Below are 16,714 nucleotides of genomic sequence, written 5' to 3'. Positions count from 1 at the left end.
TCTCAAATATCAATCGGTTTTTGGACACTGGATCGCACCAGAAGCGCAACCCAATACGTTTTCATCACAACAATCAAGCCAACCAGCAGCGCCAGCCAGCTCAGGTCAGGTACCAGCTTGGGCGCAGCCGCCAACATGGCGATGCACAGCACCAGCTTCACCAGCTCCCAACCGAAAATCCCTGCCATGGCGCCACCGGCACCTCCCGGCCGCTGACGAACCACGCCTCTTGCAAACAGCGCCGCGGGCAACACGACCGCCAGCGCTCCATACGCTGCCGACCAGCCTGCGGCTGCACGCCCCGTGATCAACCACGACAGCAAAGCCACGATAACGCCTACCAGCGTCTGAACCATGACGATGCGCCAGACCGAAACCTGCGGAAAGCGCGAACGCCATGCAGAGGCTTCTTGTGCAGTCAGGGGCTTGAAGTCTTCGACTTCGTCCTCATCCTGGAAATCAGCGGGCATGTTTGTCATGTTTTCTTTCGCACCGCTGACCAGGCAAGACTTTTTTACAAAGCCTCTGATTATAAGTAAAAACCCCCGTCGTTAGATAGGGGTTGATACTGTCATGCGCAAAACGTCTTTGACAAGACCTGAGGGTTGTCGCCGAGTGACAACATTTGCCACCCGCAGCTTTGGTGCGGCGCGAGTGTGCCTCAATTGAAAAACCTGATTGCCCTGAATTGTCTGCCTGCACCCAGGGGCTTTGAGGGTTTGCAGACTCAGGTCATCCATCGATTAGGCCCACACACGCAGGGCTGCCCGGCGTGGCGCACAATCTTTGCTACTCATTGACAGGCTGTTTCACCAACGGCAATTTTTCATTTCAGCCAAGGATTCCTCATGAGCGACACGCCCAACACATCTGCCGCCAACGAGAACGGTCAGCAAGAAGACCCGCGCAAGGATTCGCTGATCGAATACCCGAGCCAGTTTCCCATCAAGGTCATGGGTGTCAAGAATGAGCATCTGGTGCATGAAATCACCAAGATCGCCGAAAAATTCGACCCCAGCTTTGACGCCAGTACTGTCGAGCTGCGCCCCAGCTCCGGCGGCAACTACCTCGGCGTGACTATCACCATCACGGCCACCAGCCGCGAGCAGCTGGACGACACCTACCGCGCACTGACCTCTCACCCCCTGGTGAAGGTCGTGCTGTGAGCGACAGCCCGATTGCTTCTGCATTGCAGCCACCCGAGACCATGGACCTGCGCTTTCTGGGGCGCACCGGCTATGAGGCTGCGGTGGTCGCGATGCAGGAGTTCACGCGCACCCGCAACGCGAGCACGCGCGACGAACTCTGGATTTGTGAGCACTCACCACATTTCACACAGGGGCTGGCCGGCAAGACCGAAAATGTTCTGAACCCCGGCGATATTCCCGTGGTCGCTACCAATCGCGGCGGCCAGGTTACCTATCACGGCCCCGGCCAGGTGGTGGCCTATCCGCTGCTGGATCTGCAGCGCATGGGCTACTTCGTCAAGGAATACGTGTACCGGCTGGAAGACGCGGTGATCCGCACGCTGGATCATTTCGGCGTCACCGGTCACCGCGTGGTAGGCGCGCCCGGCATCTATGTGCGCCTAGACGACCCGCGCAGCCATGCCATGTTGGAGCAGCGCCCGCAGCACCGCGAAGCCGGCAGCCCGGCGCCCGAGCCTCATTTCGAGGGCCTGGGCAAGATTGCCGCCCTGGGCATCAAAGTCAGCCGCCACAGCACCTACCACGGAGTGGCACTCAATGTCGATATGGATTTGGAACCTTATTTGCGAATCAACCCTTGCGGATACGCAGGACTGAGGACGGTGGACCTTTCTACAATCGGCATACAGACAACCTGGGACGAGGCCGCATCCGTGCTGGGCCGCCAGTTGAAGGCGCGTCTCTCTCCCTGAAGGCAAGATCATGAGCACCAATGAAGTCGTGCGCGAAGCGCAGTCCGCCGCAAACTACAACCCGCTGGCCAAGCAGAAGGCTGCCGCCAAGCTGGCGCGTATCCCCGTGAAGGTGGAGCAGGCCGAAGTCCTGAAGAAACCCGAGTGGATCCGCGTCAAGGCCGGCAGCCCCAGCACGCGCTTTTACGAAATCAAGGACATTCTGCGCAAGAACAATCTGCACACGGTCTGCGAGGAAGCCAGTTGCCCGAATATCGGCGAATGCTTCGGCAAGGGCACGGCCACCTTCATGATCATGGGCGACAAGTGCACGCGCCGCTGCCCGTTCTGCGACGTGGGCCATGGCCGTCCCGACCCGCTGGACGTGAACGAGCCGCTGAATCTGGCGCGCACCATTGCCGCTCTGCGCCTGAAGTATGTGGTGATCACCAGCGTGGACCGCGACGACCTGCGCGACGGCGGCTCGGGCCACTTCGTGGAATGCATCAAGAACATCCGCGAACTCTCGCCCGAGACGCAGATCGAAATCCTGGTGCCCGACTTCCGCGGCCGTGACGACCGCGCGCTGGAAATCCTCAAGTCGGCTCCACCCGATGTGATGAACCACAACCTGGAAACCGCACCACGCCTGTACAAGGAAGCGCGCCCCGGCTCCGACTACCAGTTCAGCCTGAACCTGCTCAAGAAGTTCAAGGAGCTGCACCCCGATGTACCGACCAAGAGCGGCATCATGGTGGGCCTGGGCGAGACGGACGAGGAAATCCTGCAGGTGATGCGCGATATGCGCGCCCACAACATCGACATGCTGACCATCGGCCAGTATCTGGCGCCCACCAACAGCCACCTGCCCGTGCGCCGTTATGTGCACCCCGACACCTTCAAGATGTTCGAGCAAGAGGCTTACAAGATGGGCTTCACCCACGCCGCCGTCGGTGCCATGGTGCGTTCCAGCTATCACGCCGACCAGCAGGCACATGCCGCAGGCGTCTGAGCACCAAAGAAAGTGCTCACTCACAAGCAGCCCAAGGGCTGCTTTTTTCATGACCACACGCAACGAGCAGTGCTGCACGCTCCAGGAGTTGCCCAAAAATAAAGCTCCCGAATAAGGAGCTTGCTGCGCTTTTCTGGTAAAGCTTACATAGTCAATTCATAGCAGGATCGTTGCAGACCATGCGCTAAAAGCTATGAAATTTGAATAACCCACCGTTTGCATCGAAAAAACGCCTGGCTAACCGGCAAACCGCTGGCTGGCAAAAACGACTGCAGGCTGAACAGGCCCGACGAGTCGCCCCACGATGAAACTGAGCCATGCAGCGCTGGATACCCCACCAGAGTCCTGTGCTGCAAGCTGGGATGAATATTAACATCAAATGAGAATCAATATCAATTAATTTTTGTTTTCCACAAAAAGAAATCTCCAAACACCTGTTTGCCGCCATTTCGCAACCGTTGGCACCTGCAGCCACGGCGCAGGCGGGCTTCAGCAACACTGCAGCACCAACCGCGCCCGGTCAAAGCGACGTGCGCGCAGATCGTCGCGGCGCATCCACAGATAGACCTGGCCTTCATCGCCCCAGCCGATGCTGCCTTTTTCATCGCAGCCGATCTGCAGCAGCAAAAGCCACTGCGTTGCGGTATCGCGTACGGCCCGCGTGGCCTCGTCCGCGTAGGCATCGCCATTACCGCAGTAATGCCCCGCAGCCACCAGCGCGCATTCGGTCTGCATATCCCCCTGGACGGGCGTGGGCCAGCCGCCGATGCGATGGCAGCCGCTGTCCTCTCCACCGCTGCTGGCAGCGTTTTGTGCGTCATCGAACCACCACTCGACAAAGCGGTCACGCTGCTCTTCGTCAAGCTCCAGGCCCTGCGAACCCCACTGAGCGCTCTCCAGGGGCAAGGCCGTGACGCAGGCATGCAGTTCACAGGCCATAGGTGCGAGCTGGCAGCGGTCGGGCAGCTCCAGCAATGCAGGCGGCTGCTGGCGTCGCTCGAGCACAGCATCGCCTTCGGAGAAGATGAGCTTCAACGCACAGGCATCTGCAGGATTGAAACCCCAGGGCTGCTCCAGCAGGTCGTAGAAGACGGACAGCAGCCCGGACTCGGGAAAATCTGCATCCAGGGTCCCGGCGGAGCGAGCTTCGGCGAAGTTGATCTGCGCCACAAAGCTCAGCGGAAAAGTGCTTTCAAGTCTCGCGATGTGCTGCAAGGCCTCTTCGCGAAACAGCAGTACTTGCTCCGGCCTCGCCCATCGCCAGCGGCTGTCGGGAGCAACGCTGTCTTCGCGATGGGGCTTCACTCGCTGCTCATGGTCCGGATAGCGCCCTCGCTCGGGCCAGGCCACACCGGCAGGCAGGTCGGGACAGCCACCAAACTTGGTGCTGCCGGACGCAATCTCCGCTTCATCCTCCACCGCAGTGGTCTGCAGCCACACAGCCGGCCTGGCTTGCGCTGCGACTTGCTGCGCAAGCGCCGCATCTTCCAGCACCGGCTCAAGCGCACGGGCGATTTCCTGGGAATCTGCGTAATTCATCCATCCCTTTTCTGCCTGTCTTGAGATCGCCCCCAGGGTTCTTCAGGGCGCCAGCATCTGCGCCGGGCATTCGCTGCCCAGCACCTCACCGGCCCAGGGAGCCAGCTTGCTTGAGTCCGCGCGCAGCACCTCCTGCTTGACGGCCAGAATCTGCGCGGGGTGCATGGAAAAGCTGCGCAGGCCCAGGCCCAGCAGCAGCCGGGTCATACTCAGATCGCCCGCCATTTCACCGCAGACACACACCTCTTTGCCTGCGGCATTGGCCGCTGCGATCACCTCGGCCACCAGACGCAGCACGGCAGGATGCATGGGGTCGTAGAGATGGGCCACGGTTTCATCGGCCCGGTCGATGGCCAGCGTGTACTGGATCAGGTCGTTGGTGCCGATGGACAGGAAGTCGAAATACTGCAAAAAGCTGCGCACCGTCAGAGCAGCCGCCGGGATCTCGATCATGGCGCCCAGCTTGACCGGCCCGTAGACCACGCCACGCACATCGAGCTCATGCTGCGCCTGGCGCAGCTGGGCCAGGGTCTGCTCGATCTCGCTGCGATGGGCCAGCATGGGAAACAGCAGCTTGATCTGCCCGTGCGCCGCCGCGCGCAGGATGGCGCGCAGCTGGGTGCGGAACATCACGGGGTCGGCCAGACTCCAGCGGATGGCACGCAGGCCCAGCGCCGGGTTGAGGTAGTAGTCCTTGGGCTGGGCCTTGTCCAGCGGCTTGTCGGCCCCCACGTCCAGCGTGCGGATGGTGACCGGCATGCCCTGCATGCCGTCGATGGCCTCGCGATAGGCGCGGTACTGCTCCTCCTCACCGGGCAGATTGCCGCTGCGCCCCATGAACAGGAACTCGGTACGGAACAGCCCCACACCGACAGCGCCAGCCCGCACGGCAGCCGCCCCGTCGCTGGGCTGCTCGATATTGGCCAGCAGCTCCACCTTCTGCCCGTCCATGGTCAGCGAAGGCGTGTAGCGCAGACGGGTCAGGCGCTCGCGCTCCAGCTCGGTCTGGCGCTGACGAAAGCCGTACTCCGCCAGGATGATGGGCGTGGGGTCCACGATGACCACGCCTTCGTTGCCGTCGATGATGACCCAGTCGTCCTGTCGGATCAGCTGGCTTGCGGCCCGCGCACCGACCACGGCCGGAATGTCCATGCTGCGCGCAACGATGGCGGTGTGGCTGGTCTTGCCGCCCACGGCGGTGATGAAGCCGGCAAAGACCTTGCTCTTGAACTGCAGCATGTCCGCCGGCGACAGATCCTGCGCCACCAGCACCAGCGGGGTTTCCGTGGCGCCTTCGAGCTGCAGTTGCTGCCCGCTGGCCGCCGGTGTGGCGCCTGTCGGTGCCAGCGGCGGAGCGGCCTGCGTAATCGGGCTGGCCGCGCCCTTCATGTGGCGCAGAATGCGCTCCACCACCTGCTCCAGGTCGGCCTTGCGCTCGCGCAGGTACTCGTCGTCCATCTCGTCGAACTGGCGCGAGACGATCTCCAGCTGCGTGGTCAGCGCCCATTCGGCGTTGTAGAGACGCTCGGAGATCCAGTTGCGGATGGCCTCGGCCAGCGCCTGGTCCTGCAGCAGCATCAGGTGCACATCAAGCAGCGCATCCAGCTCGCCGGGCGCGTCCTTGGGCATTTCCTCCTGAAGCCGGCGCAACTCGTCAATCACCGCATTGCGTGCCGTGCGGGCACGCTGGATCTCCGACTCCACCTGATCGGGACGAATGAAGTAATGCACCACCTCCATGCGACTGGAGGCCACAACGACCGCGCGCCCAATGGCAATCCCTCGGGAAACGGCCAGGCCGTGGATGGCAAATGTCATAGCGAATGCCCTTTCGCGAATTTCGCGATTGCTTTTTGCTTGCTTCTTGCTCTTGTTTTTGCAGCAGCCAGCGCAGTTCTTCTCTACGCTGCAGCACGAAAAACGCTTTATCTCATTGCCAGCAAGGCGCTCCCTGCTATCAAAGGAGCCAGCACCCCAGCCGTCGCCTGCACGCAGTCAAGCGACGACGCAGGCCGCGCCGCTGTTACTGGCCTTCACCAAACTTGTCGTTGATCAGGGCCACCAGCGCATCCATGGCTTCCTGCTCCTGCGCGCCATCGGTTTCCATCTCCAGCTCGGAGCCTATGCCCGCGGCCAGCATCATCACGCCCATGATGCTCTTGGCATTGACGCGGCGCTCGCCCTTGGTCAGCCAGACCTCGCAGGGGAAGCTGCCGGCGAGCTTGGTGAGCTTGGCTGATGCGCGGGCATGCAGGCCCAATTTATTGCTGATGGTGATATTGGTCTTGATCATTGGAAGGTCGTGCGCTTTGATTTTGTCGGGAACTGCCGGCCACCTGCATCACCCCCTGGCTGCCGCCCACCATGGCCCGCGAGACCAGGGCGTCCAGCGGCTCATGCCGATAGCCGATGGAGCGCAAAAGCATGGGCAGGTTCACCCCCGCCACCAGCCTGGCCTGCAACAGCCCGCTGAGACGCTGGGCCACATTGCAGGGCGTGGCGCCGAACAGATCGGTCAGCACCAGTGTCGGTGCATCCAGCCCGCCATGCGCCACCAGCATGGCCAGAGCACGCTCCAGTGTGGCCTCGGGCGCCTCATCGGAAGGCACGTCCAGGGCCAGCAAGTCGTCAGCGCTATCGGCAAACACATGCAGCGCACATTCGCGCAATGCAGCGGCCAGAGGAGCGTGAGTGAGCAAAAGAATGCGCGTGGTCATGTAGTCACAGTTCTTGATAGCAAATTATGGCTTGTCGCCGGCATCAACAAGGGCAATGAGGTGGATGAAGCGCAAGGGTCATGATCTGGATGCGTGCTTATTGCAGCTGCAGGCCCGAGAAAAACAGCTCGGCCTCTGCAGGCATGGCCCTGTCAGCGTAAATCACCGCCTGGTAGAGCCTGGCTCCACTGCCTTCCAGGCGAGCGAACCACAGGCCATGCCCCACCACCTTCTGCCCCCTGGGGCCCAGGCCCTCGAATGTGATGCGCAAGGACTGCGGCAGATTCAGCGCCCCCTTGGGCACCCACGGGCCATCGCCTTTGACATTGAGCCTTGTCGCGACGCCGTCTGCCGACTTCAGCTGTGCCAGCACCGCCTGCTGCCAGAACGTCAGGGCCTCGGCCGCGCGAGCGGGCTCGGCCACGGCGAAATGCGATACCGCATAGGTCGCACCCTGGGCCTCGCAGCCCACCACCGACAGCGGCACCTGGCCCAGGCCCAACTCGACAGGGCGGCTGGCCGTCTGCGCATCGCAGGGCAGCAGCGCTTGCAGCGGCGCATCCTTGAGCTGGATGGTGCGCCAATTCAGCGCCGGGCTGCAGGCGGCCAGCAGTGCGCAACTGACCAGCAGCATCGCAGCCCAGAGTCCGGTTTTCTTCATGGCCCATTATCGGCAGCGGCATGGGCCCGGCCTGTCACGCAAGCCTAGGGTTGACCCGTGGGTCAAGCAGTAAGAACTGAACTTTCGGCGCGTTTGGCACACCAAACCACAGATCAGCAAGGTGCTGAAGATTTGTGCACAATCAATCTCTATGGCAAGCAAACATTGGATCGCAGGCATTGTGGCGGCCGCCGTCATCGGCGTCGGGGCCTGGGTGTATTCGGGCGCAGGGCAGACCGCGGCGCCGCAATCCACATTTGTGCTGCTGGACGGCAGCCAGAAAACCACCGCCGACCTCAAGGGCAGAGTGACGCTGGTGAACTTCTGGGCCACCAGTTGCACCACCTGCGTGGCAGAGATGCCCGAGATCATCAGCACCTACCAGAAGTACCAGGGCAAGGGCTTTGACACCCTGGCCGTGGCCATGAGCTACGACCCGCCCAGCTATGTCGTGAACTTTGTCGAATCGCGCAAGCTGCCCTTCCAGGTCGCGCTGGACAACACCGGCAACGTGGCCAAGGCCTGGGGCGATGTGCAACTCACCCCCACCACCTTCATCGTCAACAAGCGCGGCGAGATCGTGAAGCGCTATATCGGCGCCCCCGACTTTGAGCAGTTGCACAAGCTGATCGAGAAGCTGCTGGCCGAGCCGGCGAATGCCTGAGCTCATTCAAAAACATAGCTGGTAGTGCACGCTGTTGTTCGATTTCAAGATGAGATAAAGCTGAAATCAGATAGCAGCATGCGCAAGGCGCTCATAAAAAAACCGGCACTGCCGGTTTTTTTTGCGTCTGCTTGATGCAGAACAGTCTTGGCTTACTTATTGCGGAAGCTGTCGTGGCAGCTCTTGCAGCTATTGGCGGCAGGGCCGAAAGCCGTCTTGAGATTGTCCAGATTGCCTGTCTTGGCGGCAGCGTTGAGCTTGACGACTTCGGCTTCCATCTTGCCCGACAGGTCATGGAACTTGGCCTGCTCCTTCCACACTTCAGGCTTGGCCTTTCCGCCTTCGGTGCCGGCGCCGAAACCGGCCCAGGGCAGCTTGGACATGAAGGCCACGACCTCGGCGCTTTCCTGCGCGCTCTTGGCATCGAAGGGCATCTTGCCGTTGGCCATGGCGCCCAGACGGCTGAAATGCGTGCCCAGCACGCTCAGCGCGCTCTGGCGGTATTTGATGGCATCTTCAGCCTTGGCGAACTGGGCCGAGGCAGGCAGGGCCACGGTGGCAACCACAGCAGCGAATGCCAGAGTGGAAAAAGCTTTCATCGGGGTATCCTTTCTTGGTTCTGCAGCTCACCACAGGCGGCTGCAGAACCAGTATGGCAGAGTCACCCAAAGGCCGCGATTTGGGCTTACAGCCTTGCCAGGGCACAATGTTCGGGTCCATCAGCCATGAAAAAGCCATGACAGAGTCCGCCAAACAAGCCGCCACGGAAATCCACAGAATCCGGATCTGGGACCTACCCACCCGCCTGTTTCACTGGCTGCTGGCGAGCTGCATCGTGGCCCTGGTCGTCACCGCCAAGATGGGCGGCAATGCCATGAACTGGCACCTGATACTGGGACAGGTGGTGCTGGCCTTGCTGGTCTTTCGCATTCTCTGGGGCCTGGTCGGCGGGTACTGGTCGCGCTTTGGCAGCTTCATCCCTTCCGCGGCCGCCATGAGACGCTATCTGAGCGGCGCGTCGACCACGCAGGACCGCGCAGGCCACAACCCATTGGGCTCGCTGTCGGTCATCGCGATGCTCGCCGTGCTGATGGCGCAGATCGCCAGCGGGCTGATGAGCGATGATGAAATTGCCTTCAGCGGCCCCCTCACGCGCTTTGTCTCGGGCGAGCTGATCTCCAAGGCCACCGACTACCACGCCCACTGGGGCCAGTACCTGATTTACGCACTGGTTGCACTGCATCTGCTGGCCCTCATCGGCTACAGCCTCAAGGGCAACAAGCTGGTGCCCGCCATGGTGACGGGCGACAAATGCCTGGCCGAACCGGTTACCGCGAGCCGCGACACCGCAGCCACCCGCATGCTGGCTGCGCTGCTAGCCGTGGTGGCAAGCGCGCTGTCCTGGTGGATCCATCAACTGGGCCAGGGAGCTGCTTTCTGAGTTCTGACGATGCAACCTGCGCTTTAACCATGAAGCGCACTTGTCGCTACACTGACCCTTCTTTCATCATCGCCTAGTTGCCGTGGACAAGCCCGCCGTGGACTTGCTGACGCCCAGCCTGGAGGAAATGGGTGCTGTGCGCCAGATCTTCCAGGAGTATGCGGACAGCCTGAACATCGACCTGGAATTTCAAGGATTCGAATCCGAAATCGCCGATCTTCCCGGCGACTATGCCCAGCCCCGCGGCCAGATACTGCTGGCCCATGTGGACGGCGCCCTCGCCGGCTGCTGCGCGCTGCGCCCGCTCGATGACTGCGACTATCCCAATGCGGCCGAAATGAAGCGCCTGTATGTGCGCAAGCCCTTTCGCGGCTTCGGCCTGGGCCGCCAGCTGGCCGAGGCCATGCTGGACGTGGCACGCCAGAGCGGCTACGACCATGTGCTGCTCGACACGCTGGACGACATGGAATCCGCCCGCGCGCTGTATGTGGACCTGGGCTTTGCATCCATCGAGCCCTACTATCACAACCCGCTTCCAGGCGCGCACTACCTCAAGGCCGATCTGTTCTGAGCCCGGATGCAAAAAAGGCATTGCCAAGCTGGCAATGCCTTTCTTTCATGGCGCCGCGCCAAGCCGCCTTGCGGTGAGAACATCATTCCCGCGCGCAGCGACCCGGTGCTGCACCCATCAGGCCTTGGCCTGGGCCAGCATGGTGGCGGCGTCGCTGACTTCAAACTTGCCGGGAGCTTCCACGTTCAGGGTCGCAACCTTGCCGTCCTTGACCAGCATGGAGAAGCGATTGGCGCGCAGACCCAGGCCCTTGCCGTTCAGGTCCAGCGTCAGGCCGGTGGCCTTGGCAAATGCCGCATCGCCGTCGGCAATCATGCGCACCTTGCCAGCCACCTTCTGGTCGCGGCCCCAGGCGCCCATCACGAAAGCATCGTTCACGGACAGGCACCAGATTTCGTCCACGCCGGCAGCCTTGAGCTCTTCAGCCTTGGCCACATAGCCAGGCAGGTGCTTTTCGGAGCAGGTAGGCGTGAAGGCGCCGGGCACGGCAAACACGGCAACGGTCTTGCCGGCCAGAGCTTCGGGCAGCTTCACGGGGTTGGGGCCGAGGCTGCAGCCATTGCCTTCCACTTCCACATATTCCATCAAGGTCACTGCGGGCAGGGCATCACCAACTTTAATCATGACTATCTCCTTTGTTGCAAAGCAAGGACCGCGTTCTTGGCGGCCCAAATAAAAAAACGACCCACAACATTGTGGGTCGTTTTCAAGGGCTTTGCAGCCGGTGGGCCTGGTTAGGCTTACACCAGGGCAGCCTTTTGAACCAAGCGGGTAGCAACCCAGTTCTTGGTCTTGGAGAGAGGACGGCTCTCGGTGATTTCAACCACGTCACCCAGCTTGTACTCACCTTGCTCGTCGTGAGCGTGGTACTTGCTCGACTTGATCATGATCTTGTCGTAGATGGGGTGCTTGACGCGGCGTTCCACCAGAACGGTCACAGTCTTGGCACGCTTGTCGCTGACCACCTTGCCAATCAAGGTGCGCTTGAGGGATGTTTTAGCTTCCGTCATGTCGGCTCCTTACTTGGCGGCTTGCTTTTCAGCAAGGATGGTCTTGGCACGAGCGATGTCACGGCGTGTAGCCTTGATGGTCGCAGTGTTGCCCAGTTGTTGCGTGGCCTTTTGCATGCGCAGACCGAAGTGAGCCTTTTGCAGGGACTTCACTTCAGCTTCCAGACCGGCCACGTCTTTTTGGCGGAGTTCAGCAGATTTCGTCATGTTGATCTCCTTAAGCACCAATGTGACGGGACACGAAGGTCGTGCGCAGAGGCAGCTTTGCAGCAGCCAGGCGGAACGCTTCACGGGCCAGCTCTTCAGGCACACCCACGATTTCGTAGATCACCTTGCCGGGCTGGATTTCGGCCACGTAGTACTCGGGGTTGCCCTTACCGTTACCCATACGCACTTCGGCGGGCTTGGTAGAGATGGGCTTGTCCGGGAACACGCGGATCCAGATACGACCACCACGCTTGACGTGACGGGAAATTGCACGACGTGCAGCTTCGATCTGGCGTGCGGTCAGACGACCACGGTCAGTAGACTTCAAACCGAAATCGCCGAAGGCAACGGAGTTGCCACGGGTAGCGATGCCGGTGTTGCGGCCTTTTTGTTCCTTACGGAACTTGCGGCGTGCAGGTTGCAGCATGTTTATTCTCCTTTACCGTCCGCTGCTGTAGCGGGCGCGTCGGCCTTACGAACGCGCTTAACGGAATCAGCACCAGCGCCAGCAGGCTTGTCGCTGCCATCGGCAGGAGCGGCATTGGTGCCTGCGGGACGACGGCCACCACGGCCAGCGCCATCACGGCCATCACGGCGACCGTCACGACGGGGACCACGGGGACGACGCTCGTCTTCAGGACGGGGCGTTTCCACGGCGGGCAGATCGTTACGGCCCAGGGTGTCACCCTTGTAGACCCAGACCTTCACGCCGATGATGCCGTAAGTCGTCTTGGCTTCGGAGAAGCCGTAGTCGATGTCGGCACGCAGAGTGTGCAGAGGCACGCGGCCTTCGCGGTACCACTCGGTACGAGCGATTTCGATACCGTTCAGACGACCGGAAGACATGATCTTGATGCCTTGAGCACCCAGACGCATGGCGTTCTGCATGGCACGCTTCATGGCGCGGCGGAACATGATGCGCTTTTCCAGCTGTTGGCAGATGGAGTCAGCGATCAGCTTGGCATCGATTTCGGGCTTGCGCACTTCTTCGATGTTCACAGCCACGGGCACGCCCAGGCGAGCAGCGAGTTCCTTCTTCAGGGCCTCGATGTCTTCACCCTTCTTGCCGATCACCACGCCCGGACGAGCCGAGAAAATGGTGATGCGGGCGTTCTTAGCAGGACGCTCGATCAGAACGCGAGCCACGGCGGCGTTCTTCAGCTTGGCCTTCAGGTACTCGCGCACCTTGATGTCTTCGGCCAGCATGCCGGCGAAGTCACGGTTGCTAGCGTACCAGCGGCTTGCCCAGTTGCGGCTCACCGCCAGACGGAAGCCGGTAGGATGGATTTTCTGTCCCATATTCTTCCTTAAGGCCTCAGTTACCCACTGTCACATAGATGTGGCAGGTAGGCTTGCTGATGCGGTTGCCGCGGCCCTTGGCGCGAGCAGTGAAACGCTTGAGCGTAGTGCCTTGCTCGACGTAGATGGTCTTGACCTTCAGTTCGTCGATATCGGCGCCGTCGTTGTGCTCAGCGTTGGCGATAGCGGATTCCAGAACCTTCTTCACGATCACAGCAGCTTTTTTCTGTGTGAACTGGAGAATGTTCAGAGCTTGATCCACCTTCTTGCCGCGGATCAGATCCGCGACCAGGCGACCCTTGTCAACAGACAGGCGGACGCCACGGAGAACAGCACGTGTTTCAGACATGTTCTATTCCTTACTTCTTGGCTTTCTTGTCCGCAGGGTGACCCTTGAAGGTACGAGTCAGCGCGAATTCACCCAGCTTGTGGCCAACCATCTGGTCAGTCACATAAACCGGCACGTGTTGCTTGCCGTTGTGCACGGCGATGGTCAGACCGATGAACTCGGGCAGGACCATGGAGCGACGCGACCAGGTCTTCACTGGCTTCTTGTCCTTGGTGGCGATGGCCTTTTCGACCTTAGCCAGCAAGTGATGGTCAACAAACGGACCCTTTTTAAGAGAACGAGTCATTTGCTACCCCTTACTTCTTACGGCGCGACACGATCATGGTCTGTGTGCGCTTGTTGTTACGGGTGCGGTAGCCCTTCGTCAGATTGCCCCATGGGTCAACTGGGTGACGGCCTTCACCGGTCTTACCTTCACCACCACCGTGCGGGTGGTCGACAGGGTTCATGACCGTACCGCGGACGGTAGGACGAATACCCATCCAACGCTTCACACCGGCCTTGCCCAGACGGCGCAGGCTGTGTTCTTCGTTGGCAACTTCACCGATGGTGGCGCGGCACTCGATATGCACCTTGCGGACTTCGCCCGAACGCATACGCACTTGAGCGTAGATGCCTTCGCGAGCCAGCAGAGTGGCGGAGGTACCAGCCGAGCGAGCGATCTGAGCACCAGCACCGATCTTCAGTTCGATGCAGTGGATGGTCGAGCCCACGGGGATGTTGCGGATAGGCAGGGTGTTGCCCACGCGGATAGGAGCTTCGGAGCCGCTGATGATGGTAGCGCCGACTTCCAGGTTGCGAGGAGCAATGACGTAGCGACGCTCGCCGTCTGCATAGCACACCAGAGCGATGTGGGCAGTACGGTTGGGATCGTATTCAATGCGCTCAACCTTGGCGGGGATACCGTCCTTGTTGCGCTTGAAGTCCACCACACGGTAGTGGTGCTTGTGACCACCGCCCTTGTGGCGAGTTGTGATGTGACCGTTGTTATTACGACCGGCCTTCTGGAATTGAGCTTCCAGCAGGGGGGCAAAGCCCTCACCCTTGTGCAGGTGGTCGCGAGTAACCTTCACCGCGCCGCGTTGGCCGGGGGTCGTAGGTTTGAGCTTGATAACAGCCATGATTACGCAGCCTCCCCAGACAGGTTCAGCTCTTGACCGGGCTTGAGCATCACGTAAGCCTTGCGCACATTGTCGCGACGGCCAACGGTCTTGCCAAAGCGCTTGGTCTTGCCCTTGGTGTTCACCACAGACACGCCAGCCACTTCAACCTTGAACATCAATTCCACAGCGGCCTTGATTTCGGGCTTGGTAGCGTTCTGCAGCACCTTGAATGTCACAGCATTGGACTTTTCAGCAACCAGAGTGGCCTTTTCGGACACGATGGGAGCGACCAGCACTTGCATCAGACGACCTTCGTCAAACTTGGTAGTGCTCATGCGAACATCTCCTTGAGTTTGTCGATCGCACCCTTGGTGACGAGCACTTTCTTGTAGTGCACCAGCGACACGGGGTCTGCATAGCGCGGCTCAACCACGAACACGTTCTTCAGATTGCGGGATGCCAGGTACAGGTTCTCGTCGATTTCTTCAGCGATCACCATCACCGACGAAGACAGGTTCATAGCCTTGAACTTGTCTGCCAGCACCTTGGTCTTGGGGGTATCCAGCGTCAGGGATTCCACAACTGCCAGACGGCCTTCGCGGGCCAGCTGAGACAGGATGGAAGCCATACCGGCGCGGTACATCTTCTTGTTGATCTTCTGCGAGAAGTTTTCTTCGGGCAGATTCGGGAAGATGCGACCGCCGCCACGCCACAGAGGCGAGGAGGACATACCAGCACGTGCACGGCCTGTACCCTTTTGCTTGAAAGGCTTGGCGGTGGTGTGACGCACTTGTTCACGGTCCTTCTGGGCGCGAGTGCCTTGACGTGCGTTGGCACGGTAGGCAGTCACCAGCTGGTGGACCAGATCTTCGTTGAATTCACGACCGAACACAGTCTCGGGAGCTTCCACCTTGGAAGCGGCCTGGCCTTGTTCATTCAGGAGTTCGAGCTGCATTAGTTCGCTCCTTTGGAAGCTTTAGCCTTGATCGCGGGGCGCACGGAAACGAAGCCACCCTTGGCGCCAGGAATGGCACCCTTGATCAACAGCAGTTGGCGTGCTTCGTCGATACGAACCACGTCGAGGTTTTGAGTAGTGACGGTTTCGTCGCCCATGTGGCCAGTCATACGCTTACCGGGGAACACGCGACCGGGGTCTTGTGCCATACCGATAGAACCGGGGACATTGTGCGAACGGCTGTTACCGTGCGAAGCGCGCTGCGAACTGAAGTTGTGGCGCTTGATCGTGCCGGCGTAGCCCTTACCGATGGAAGTGCCTTGCACGTCCACCTTCTGGCCAACGCTGAACAGCTCTGCCACAGGCAGAACGGCACCAGCGGCATACTTGCCAGCGGTTTCATCGGTCACACGGAATTCACGGGTCACTTCACCGGCTTCGACACCCGCCTTGGCGAGGTGGCCGGCTTGAGGCTTGGTCACGCGAGAAGCCTTGCGTGCACCGAAAGTGACCTGCAGGGCCACATAGCCATCGTTCTCTTGGGTTTTGACCTGAGTCACGCGGTTGTTAGAAACATCCACCACTGTGACAGGCACTGCGTCCCCATCATCAGTGAACAGACGCATCATGCCCACCTTGCGACCCAGCAACCCCAGGGAGTTGCTCAGACTCATTTGTTTGCTCCAAAACTTTTGCCGCTGAAACTGCAATTGGCCCAGCGTTGCGCCTCGGCAATCATGCCTAGCACACAAAAGAAGGTTAATAAAACTTCGCATCAAAGGCGAAGCTCCAAATTTTAACGCGAACTGCTTTTTCAAGCAAGTTCGCGTTAAACAAAGACCCTTAAAAGCCTCTTGCGAGGCTTCCAAAACTCTTATTGCAGTTTGATCTCGACGTCCACACCTGCGGGCAGGTCCAGCTTCATCAGAGCGTCAACAGTCTTGTCAGTCGGATCCACGATGTCCATCAGACGCTGGTGCGTACGGATTTCGAACTGGTCACGGCTGGTCTTGTTGACGTGAGGCGAACGCAGGATGTCGAAGCGCTTCATGCGTGTCGGCAGGGGCACGGGACCCTTGACGATGGCGCCGGTGCGCTTGGCGGTATCAACGATTTCGGCTGCAGACTGGTCGATCAGCTTGTAATCGAAAGCCTTCAGACGGATGCGGATTTTTTGCTTAGACATTGTTAATTCCTAGCTTTTCTAAGAATTAGGCAATGATCGTGGCAACCACACCGGCACCCACAGTACGACCACCTTCGCGGATAGCGAAACGCAGACCTTCTTCCATGGCGATGGGGGCGAT

The 16,714-nt window shown here is 60.2% G+C and carries 26 protein-coding genes; 6 read left to right on the top strand and 20 right to left on the bottom strand.

Annotated features, from left to right (window positions below; translation table 11 throughout):
- Positions 1-2: 2 nt before the first annotated feature.
- On the bottom strand, positions 3-470 hold the full coding sequence (locus tag ACLBXN_RS23915) for an ATP synthase subunit I (protein WP_019042020.1): 468 nt from the start codon (positions 468-470) through the stop codon (positions 3-5).
- 378 nt (positions 471-848) lie between these two features.
- Between ACLBXN_RS23915 and ACLBXN_RS23910 the strand changes: the two genes are divergently transcribed.
- The 3 genes from ACLBXN_RS23910 to lipA are packed head-to-tail and all read left to right on the top strand — an operon-like array spanning position 849 to position 2,891.
- On the top strand, positions 849-1,166 hold the full coding sequence (locus ACLBXN_RS23910) for a YbeD family protein (RefSeq protein ID WP_003059380.1): 318 nt from the start codon (positions 849-851) through the stop codon (positions 1,164-1,166).
- Between the two features lie 41 nt (positions 1,167-1,207).
- Complete coding sequence (gene lipB, locus ACLBXN_RS23905; RefSeq protein ID WP_447613800.1) at positions 1,208-1,900, top strand: lipoyl(octanoyl) transferase LipB; 693 nt, start codon at positions 1,208-1,210, stop codon at positions 1,898-1,900.
- Positions 1,901-1,910: 10 nt separating this feature from the next.
- Complete coding sequence (gene lipA / locus ACLBXN_RS23900; RefSeq protein WP_003081713.1) at positions 1,911-2,891, top strand: lipoyl synthase; 981 nt, start codon at positions 1,911-1,913, stop codon at positions 2,889-2,891.
- Between the two features lie 489 nt (positions 2,892-3,380).
- Here lipA and ACLBXN_RS23895 read toward each other — a convergent pair whose 3' ends face one another.
- The 5 genes from ACLBXN_RS23895 to ACLBXN_RS23875 all read right to left on the bottom strand — a co-directional run bounded on the left by ACLBXN_RS23895 (position 3,381) and on the right by ACLBXN_RS23875 (position 7,808).
- Positions 3,381-4,430 carry a YwqG family protein gene (locus ACLBXN_RS23895; protein WP_447613790.1) on the bottom strand — a complete coding sequence of 350 codons (1,050 nt, stop codon included), beginning with the start codon at positions 4,428-4,430 and terminating at the stop codon, positions 3,381-3,383.
- A gap of 42 nt (positions 4,431-4,472) precedes the next feature.
- Entirely contained in the window at positions 4,473-6,248 is a 1,776-nt protein-coding gene (gene ptsP, locus ACLBXN_RS23890) for a phosphoenolpyruvate--protein phosphotransferase (RefSeq protein ID WP_447613789.1), read from the bottom strand.
- 205 nt (positions 6,249-6,453) lie between these two features.
- Entirely contained in the window at positions 6,454-6,723 is a 270-nt protein-coding gene (locus ACLBXN_RS23885) for an HPr family phosphocarrier protein (RefSeq protein WP_003059390.1), read from the bottom strand.
- The gene (locus ACLBXN_RS23880; protein ID WP_043003828.1) at positions 6,692-7,147 is read right to left on the bottom strand and encodes a PTS sugar transporter subunit IIA; all 456 of its coding nucleotides are present in this window, start codon (positions 7,145-7,147) and stop codon (positions 6,692-6,694) included. Before ACLBXN_RS23880 ends, ACLBXN_RS23885 begins: the two co-directional genes overlap by 32 nt.
- Before the next feature lie 97 nt (positions 7,148-7,244).
- Positions 7,245-7,808, bottom strand: a complete 564-nt coding sequence (locus ACLBXN_RS23875) for a hypothetical protein (RefSeq protein WP_447613788.1) — start codon at positions 7,806-7,808, stop codon at positions 7,245-7,247.
- 151 nt (positions 7,809-7,959) lie between these two features.
- Between ACLBXN_RS23875 and ACLBXN_RS23870 the strand changes: the two genes are divergently transcribed.
- Positions 7,960-8,472 (top strand): TlpA disulfide reductase family protein, encoded by a 513-nt coding sequence (locus tag ACLBXN_RS23870; RefSeq protein ID WP_043003826.1) that lies wholly within the window; start codon positions 7,960-7,962, stop codon positions 8,470-8,472.
- A gap of 152 nt (positions 8,473-8,624) precedes the next feature.
- Here ACLBXN_RS23870 and ACLBXN_RS23865 read toward each other — a convergent pair whose 3' ends face one another.
- Positions 8,625-9,071 carry a c-type cytochrome gene (locus ACLBXN_RS23865; protein WP_003081732.1) on the bottom strand — a complete coding sequence of 149 codons (447 nt, stop codon included), beginning with the start codon at positions 9,069-9,071 and terminating at the stop codon, positions 8,625-8,627.
- A gap of 107 nt (positions 9,072-9,178) precedes the next feature.
- Here ACLBXN_RS23865 and ACLBXN_RS23860 point away from each other — a divergent pair, with 107 nt between their 5' ends.
- On the top strand, positions 9,179-9,913 hold the full coding sequence (locus ACLBXN_RS23860) for a cytochrome b/b6 domain-containing protein (RefSeq protein ID WP_447613787.1): 735 nt from the start codon (positions 9,179-9,181) through the stop codon (positions 9,911-9,913).
- Between the two features lie 82 nt (positions 9,914-9,995).
- A complete protein-coding gene (locus tag ACLBXN_RS23855) occupies positions 9,996-10,484 on the top strand; it encodes a GNAT family N-acetyltransferase (protein WP_447613786.1) in 489 nt (162 codons plus the stop codon).
- 117 nt (positions 10,485-10,601) lie between these two features.
- Here the strand turns inward: ACLBXN_RS23855 and ACLBXN_RS23850 are convergent, their stop codons facing one another.
- The 13 genes from ACLBXN_RS23850 to ACLBXN_RS23790 form a co-directional block, all read right to left on the bottom strand.
- Positions 10,602-11,108, bottom strand: coding sequence for a peroxiredoxin (locus ACLBXN_RS23850; RefSeq protein ID WP_003059399.1), 507 nt, complete (start codon positions 11,106-11,108; stop codon positions 10,602-10,604).
- Positions 11,109-11,224: 116 nt separating this feature from the next.
- Complete coding sequence (rpsQ, locus tag ACLBXN_RS23845; RefSeq protein ID WP_003059401.1) at positions 11,225-11,494, bottom strand: 30S ribosomal protein S17; 270 nt, start codon at positions 11,492-11,494, stop codon at positions 11,225-11,227.
- Positions 11,495-11,503: 9 nt separating this feature from the next.
- Positions 11,504-11,701, bottom strand: a complete 198-nt coding sequence (gene rpmC, locus ACLBXN_RS23840; protein ID WP_003059403.1) for a 50S ribosomal protein L29 — start codon at positions 11,699-11,701, stop codon at positions 11,504-11,506.
- A gap of 10 nt (positions 11,702-11,711) precedes the next feature.
- The gene (gene rplP, locus ACLBXN_RS23835; protein WP_003059405.1) at positions 11,712-12,128 is read right to left on the bottom strand and encodes a 50S ribosomal protein L16; all 417 of its coding nucleotides are present in this window, start codon (positions 12,126-12,128) and stop codon (positions 11,712-11,714) included.
- Positions 12,129-12,130: 2 nt separating this feature from the next.
- Positions 12,131-13,000: a 30S ribosomal protein S3 gene (rpsC, locus tag ACLBXN_RS23830; protein WP_003059406.1), complete on the bottom strand. Its 870-nt coding sequence runs from the start codon at positions 12,998-13,000 to the stop codon at positions 12,131-12,133.
- Positions 13,001-13,016: 16 nt separating this feature from the next.
- Positions 13,017-13,349, bottom strand: coding sequence for a 50S ribosomal protein L22 (rplV, locus tag ACLBXN_RS23825; protein ID WP_003059408.1), 333 nt, complete (start codon positions 13,347-13,349; stop codon positions 13,017-13,019).
- A gap of 10 nt (positions 13,350-13,359) precedes the next feature.
- Entirely contained in the window at positions 13,360-13,635 is a 276-nt protein-coding gene (rpsS, locus tag ACLBXN_RS23820; RefSeq protein WP_003059413.1) for a 30S ribosomal protein S19, read from the bottom strand.
- Positions 13,636-13,645: 10 nt separating this feature from the next.
- On the bottom strand, positions 13,646-14,470 hold the full coding sequence (rplB, locus tag ACLBXN_RS23815) for a 50S ribosomal protein L2 (protein WP_003059414.1): 825 nt from the start codon (positions 14,468-14,470) through the stop codon (positions 13,646-13,648).
- Positions 14,471-14,472: 2 nt separating this feature from the next.
- Positions 14,473-14,787, bottom strand: coding sequence for a 50S ribosomal protein L23 (rplW, locus tag ACLBXN_RS23810; RefSeq protein WP_003059415.1), 315 nt, complete (start codon positions 14,785-14,787; stop codon positions 14,473-14,475).
- Positions 14,784-15,407, bottom strand: coding sequence for a 50S ribosomal protein L4 (gene rplD / locus ACLBXN_RS23805; protein ID WP_003065421.1), 624 nt, complete (start codon positions 15,405-15,407; stop codon positions 14,784-14,786). The genes rplW and rplD overlap by 4 nt, the downstream gene beginning before the upstream one ends.
- On the bottom strand, positions 15,407-16,081 hold the full coding sequence (gene rplC / locus ACLBXN_RS23800) for a 50S ribosomal protein L3 (RefSeq protein ID WP_003059417.1): 675 nt from the start codon (positions 16,079-16,081) through the stop codon (positions 15,407-15,409). Before rplC ends, rplD begins: the two co-directional genes overlap by 1 nt.
- A gap of 200 nt (positions 16,082-16,281) precedes the next feature.
- Complete coding sequence (gene rpsJ, locus ACLBXN_RS23795) at positions 16,282-16,593, bottom strand: 30S ribosomal protein S10 (RefSeq protein WP_003059431.1); 312 nt, start codon at positions 16,591-16,593, stop codon at positions 16,282-16,284.
- 25 nt (positions 16,594-16,618) lie between these two features.
- Positions 16,619-16,714, bottom strand: a 96-nt coding sequence (locus tag ACLBXN_RS23790; protein ID WP_447613590.1) for an EF-Tu C-terminal domain-related protein, incomplete at its 5' end; no start/stop codon positions are given.

This window comes from Comamonas sp. C24C (genome assembly GCF_053345995.1).
This window is presented reverse-complemented; position numbering and strand designations above follow the sequence as displayed.

Excerpts from the sequence above, each read along its gene's own strand:
- ACLBXN_RS23915 (WP_019042020.1), bottom strand. The coding sequence starts at position 470 with ATGCCCGCTGATTTCCAGGATGAGGACGAAGTCGAAGACTTCAAGCCC.
- ACLBXN_RS23910 (WP_003059380.1), top strand. The coding sequence starts at position 849 with ATGAGCGACACGCCCAACACATCTGCCGCCAACGAGAACGGTCAGCAA.
- lipB (WP_447613800.1), top strand. The coding sequence starts at position 1,208 with ATGGACCTGCGCTTTCTGGGGCGCACCGGCTATGAGGCTGCGGTGGTC.
- lipA (WP_003081713.1), top strand. The coding sequence starts at position 1,911 with ATGAGCACCAATGAAGTCGTGCGCGAAGCGCAGTCCGCCGCAAACTAC.
- ACLBXN_RS23895 (WP_447613790.1), bottom strand. The coding sequence starts at position 4,430 with ATGAATTACGCAGATTCCCAGGAAATCGCCCGTGCGCTTGAGCCGGTG.
- ptsP (WP_447613789.1), bottom strand. The coding sequence starts at position 6,248 with ATGACATTTGCCATCCACGGCCTGGCCGTTTCCCGAGGGATTGCCATT.
- ACLBXN_RS23885 (WP_003059390.1), bottom strand. The coding sequence starts at position 6,723 with ATGATCAAGACCAATATCACCATCAGCAATAAATTGGGCCTGCATGCC.
- ACLBXN_RS23880 (WP_043003828.1), bottom strand. The coding sequence starts at position 7,147 with ATGACCACGCGCATTCTTTTGCTCACTCACGCTCCTCTGGCCGCTGCA.
- ACLBXN_RS23875 (WP_447613788.1), bottom strand. The coding sequence starts at position 7,808 with ATGAAGAAAACCGGACTCTGGGCTGCGATGCTGCTGGTCAGTTGCGCA.
- ACLBXN_RS23870 (WP_043003826.1), top strand. The coding sequence starts at position 7,960 with ATGGCAAGCAAACATTGGATCGCAGGCATTGTGGCGGCCGCCGTCATC.
- ACLBXN_RS23865 (WP_003081732.1), bottom strand. The coding sequence starts at position 9,071 with ATGAAAGCTTTTTCCACTCTGGCATTCGCTGCTGTGGTTGCCACCGTG.
- ACLBXN_RS23860 (WP_447613787.1), top strand. The coding sequence starts at position 9,179 with ATGTTCGGGTCCATCAGCCATGAAAAAGCCATGACAGAGTCCGCCAAA.
- ACLBXN_RS23850 (WP_003059399.1), bottom strand. The coding sequence starts at position 11,108 with ATGATTAAAGTTGGTGATGCCCTGCCCGCAGTGACCTTGATGGAATAT.
- rpsQ (WP_003059401.1), bottom strand. The coding sequence starts at position 11,494 with ATGACGGAAGCTAAAACATCCCTCAAGCGCACCTTGATTGGCAAGGTG.
- rpmC (WP_003059403.1), bottom strand. The coding sequence starts at position 11,701 with ATGACGAAATCTGCTGAACTCCGCCAAAAAGACGTGGCCGGTCTGGAA.
- rplP (WP_003059405.1), bottom strand. The coding sequence starts at position 12,128 with ATGCTGCAACCTGCACGCCGCAAGTTCCGTAAGGAACAAAAAGGCCGC.
- rpsC (WP_003059406.1), bottom strand. The coding sequence starts at position 13,000 with ATGGGACAGAAAATCCATCCTACCGGCTTCCGTCTGGCGGTGAGCCGC.
- rplV (WP_003059408.1), bottom strand. The coding sequence starts at position 13,349 with ATGTCTGAAACACGTGCTGTTCTCCGTGGCGTCCGCCTGTCTGTTGAC.
- rpsS (WP_003059413.1), bottom strand. The coding sequence starts at position 13,635 with ATGACTCGTTCTCTTAAAAAGGGTCCGTTTGTTGACCATCACTTGCTG.
- rplB (WP_003059414.1), bottom strand. The coding sequence starts at position 14,470 with ATGGCTGTTATCAAGCTCAAACCTACGACCCCCGGCCAACGCGGCGCG.
- rplW (WP_003059415.1), bottom strand. The coding sequence starts at position 14,787 with ATGAGCACTACCAAGTTTGACGAAGGTCGTCTGATGCAAGTGCTGGTC.
- rplD (WP_003065421.1), bottom strand. The coding sequence starts at position 15,407 with ATGCAGCTCGAACTCCTGAATGAACAAGGCCAGGCCGCTTCCAAGGTG.
- rplC (WP_003059417.1), bottom strand. The coding sequence starts at position 16,081 with ATGAGTCTGAGCAACTCCCTGGGGTTGCTGGGTCGCAAGGTGGGCATG.
- rpsJ (WP_003059431.1), bottom strand. The coding sequence starts at position 16,593 with ATGTCTAAGCAAAAAATCCGCATCCGTCTGAAGGCTTTCGATTACAAG.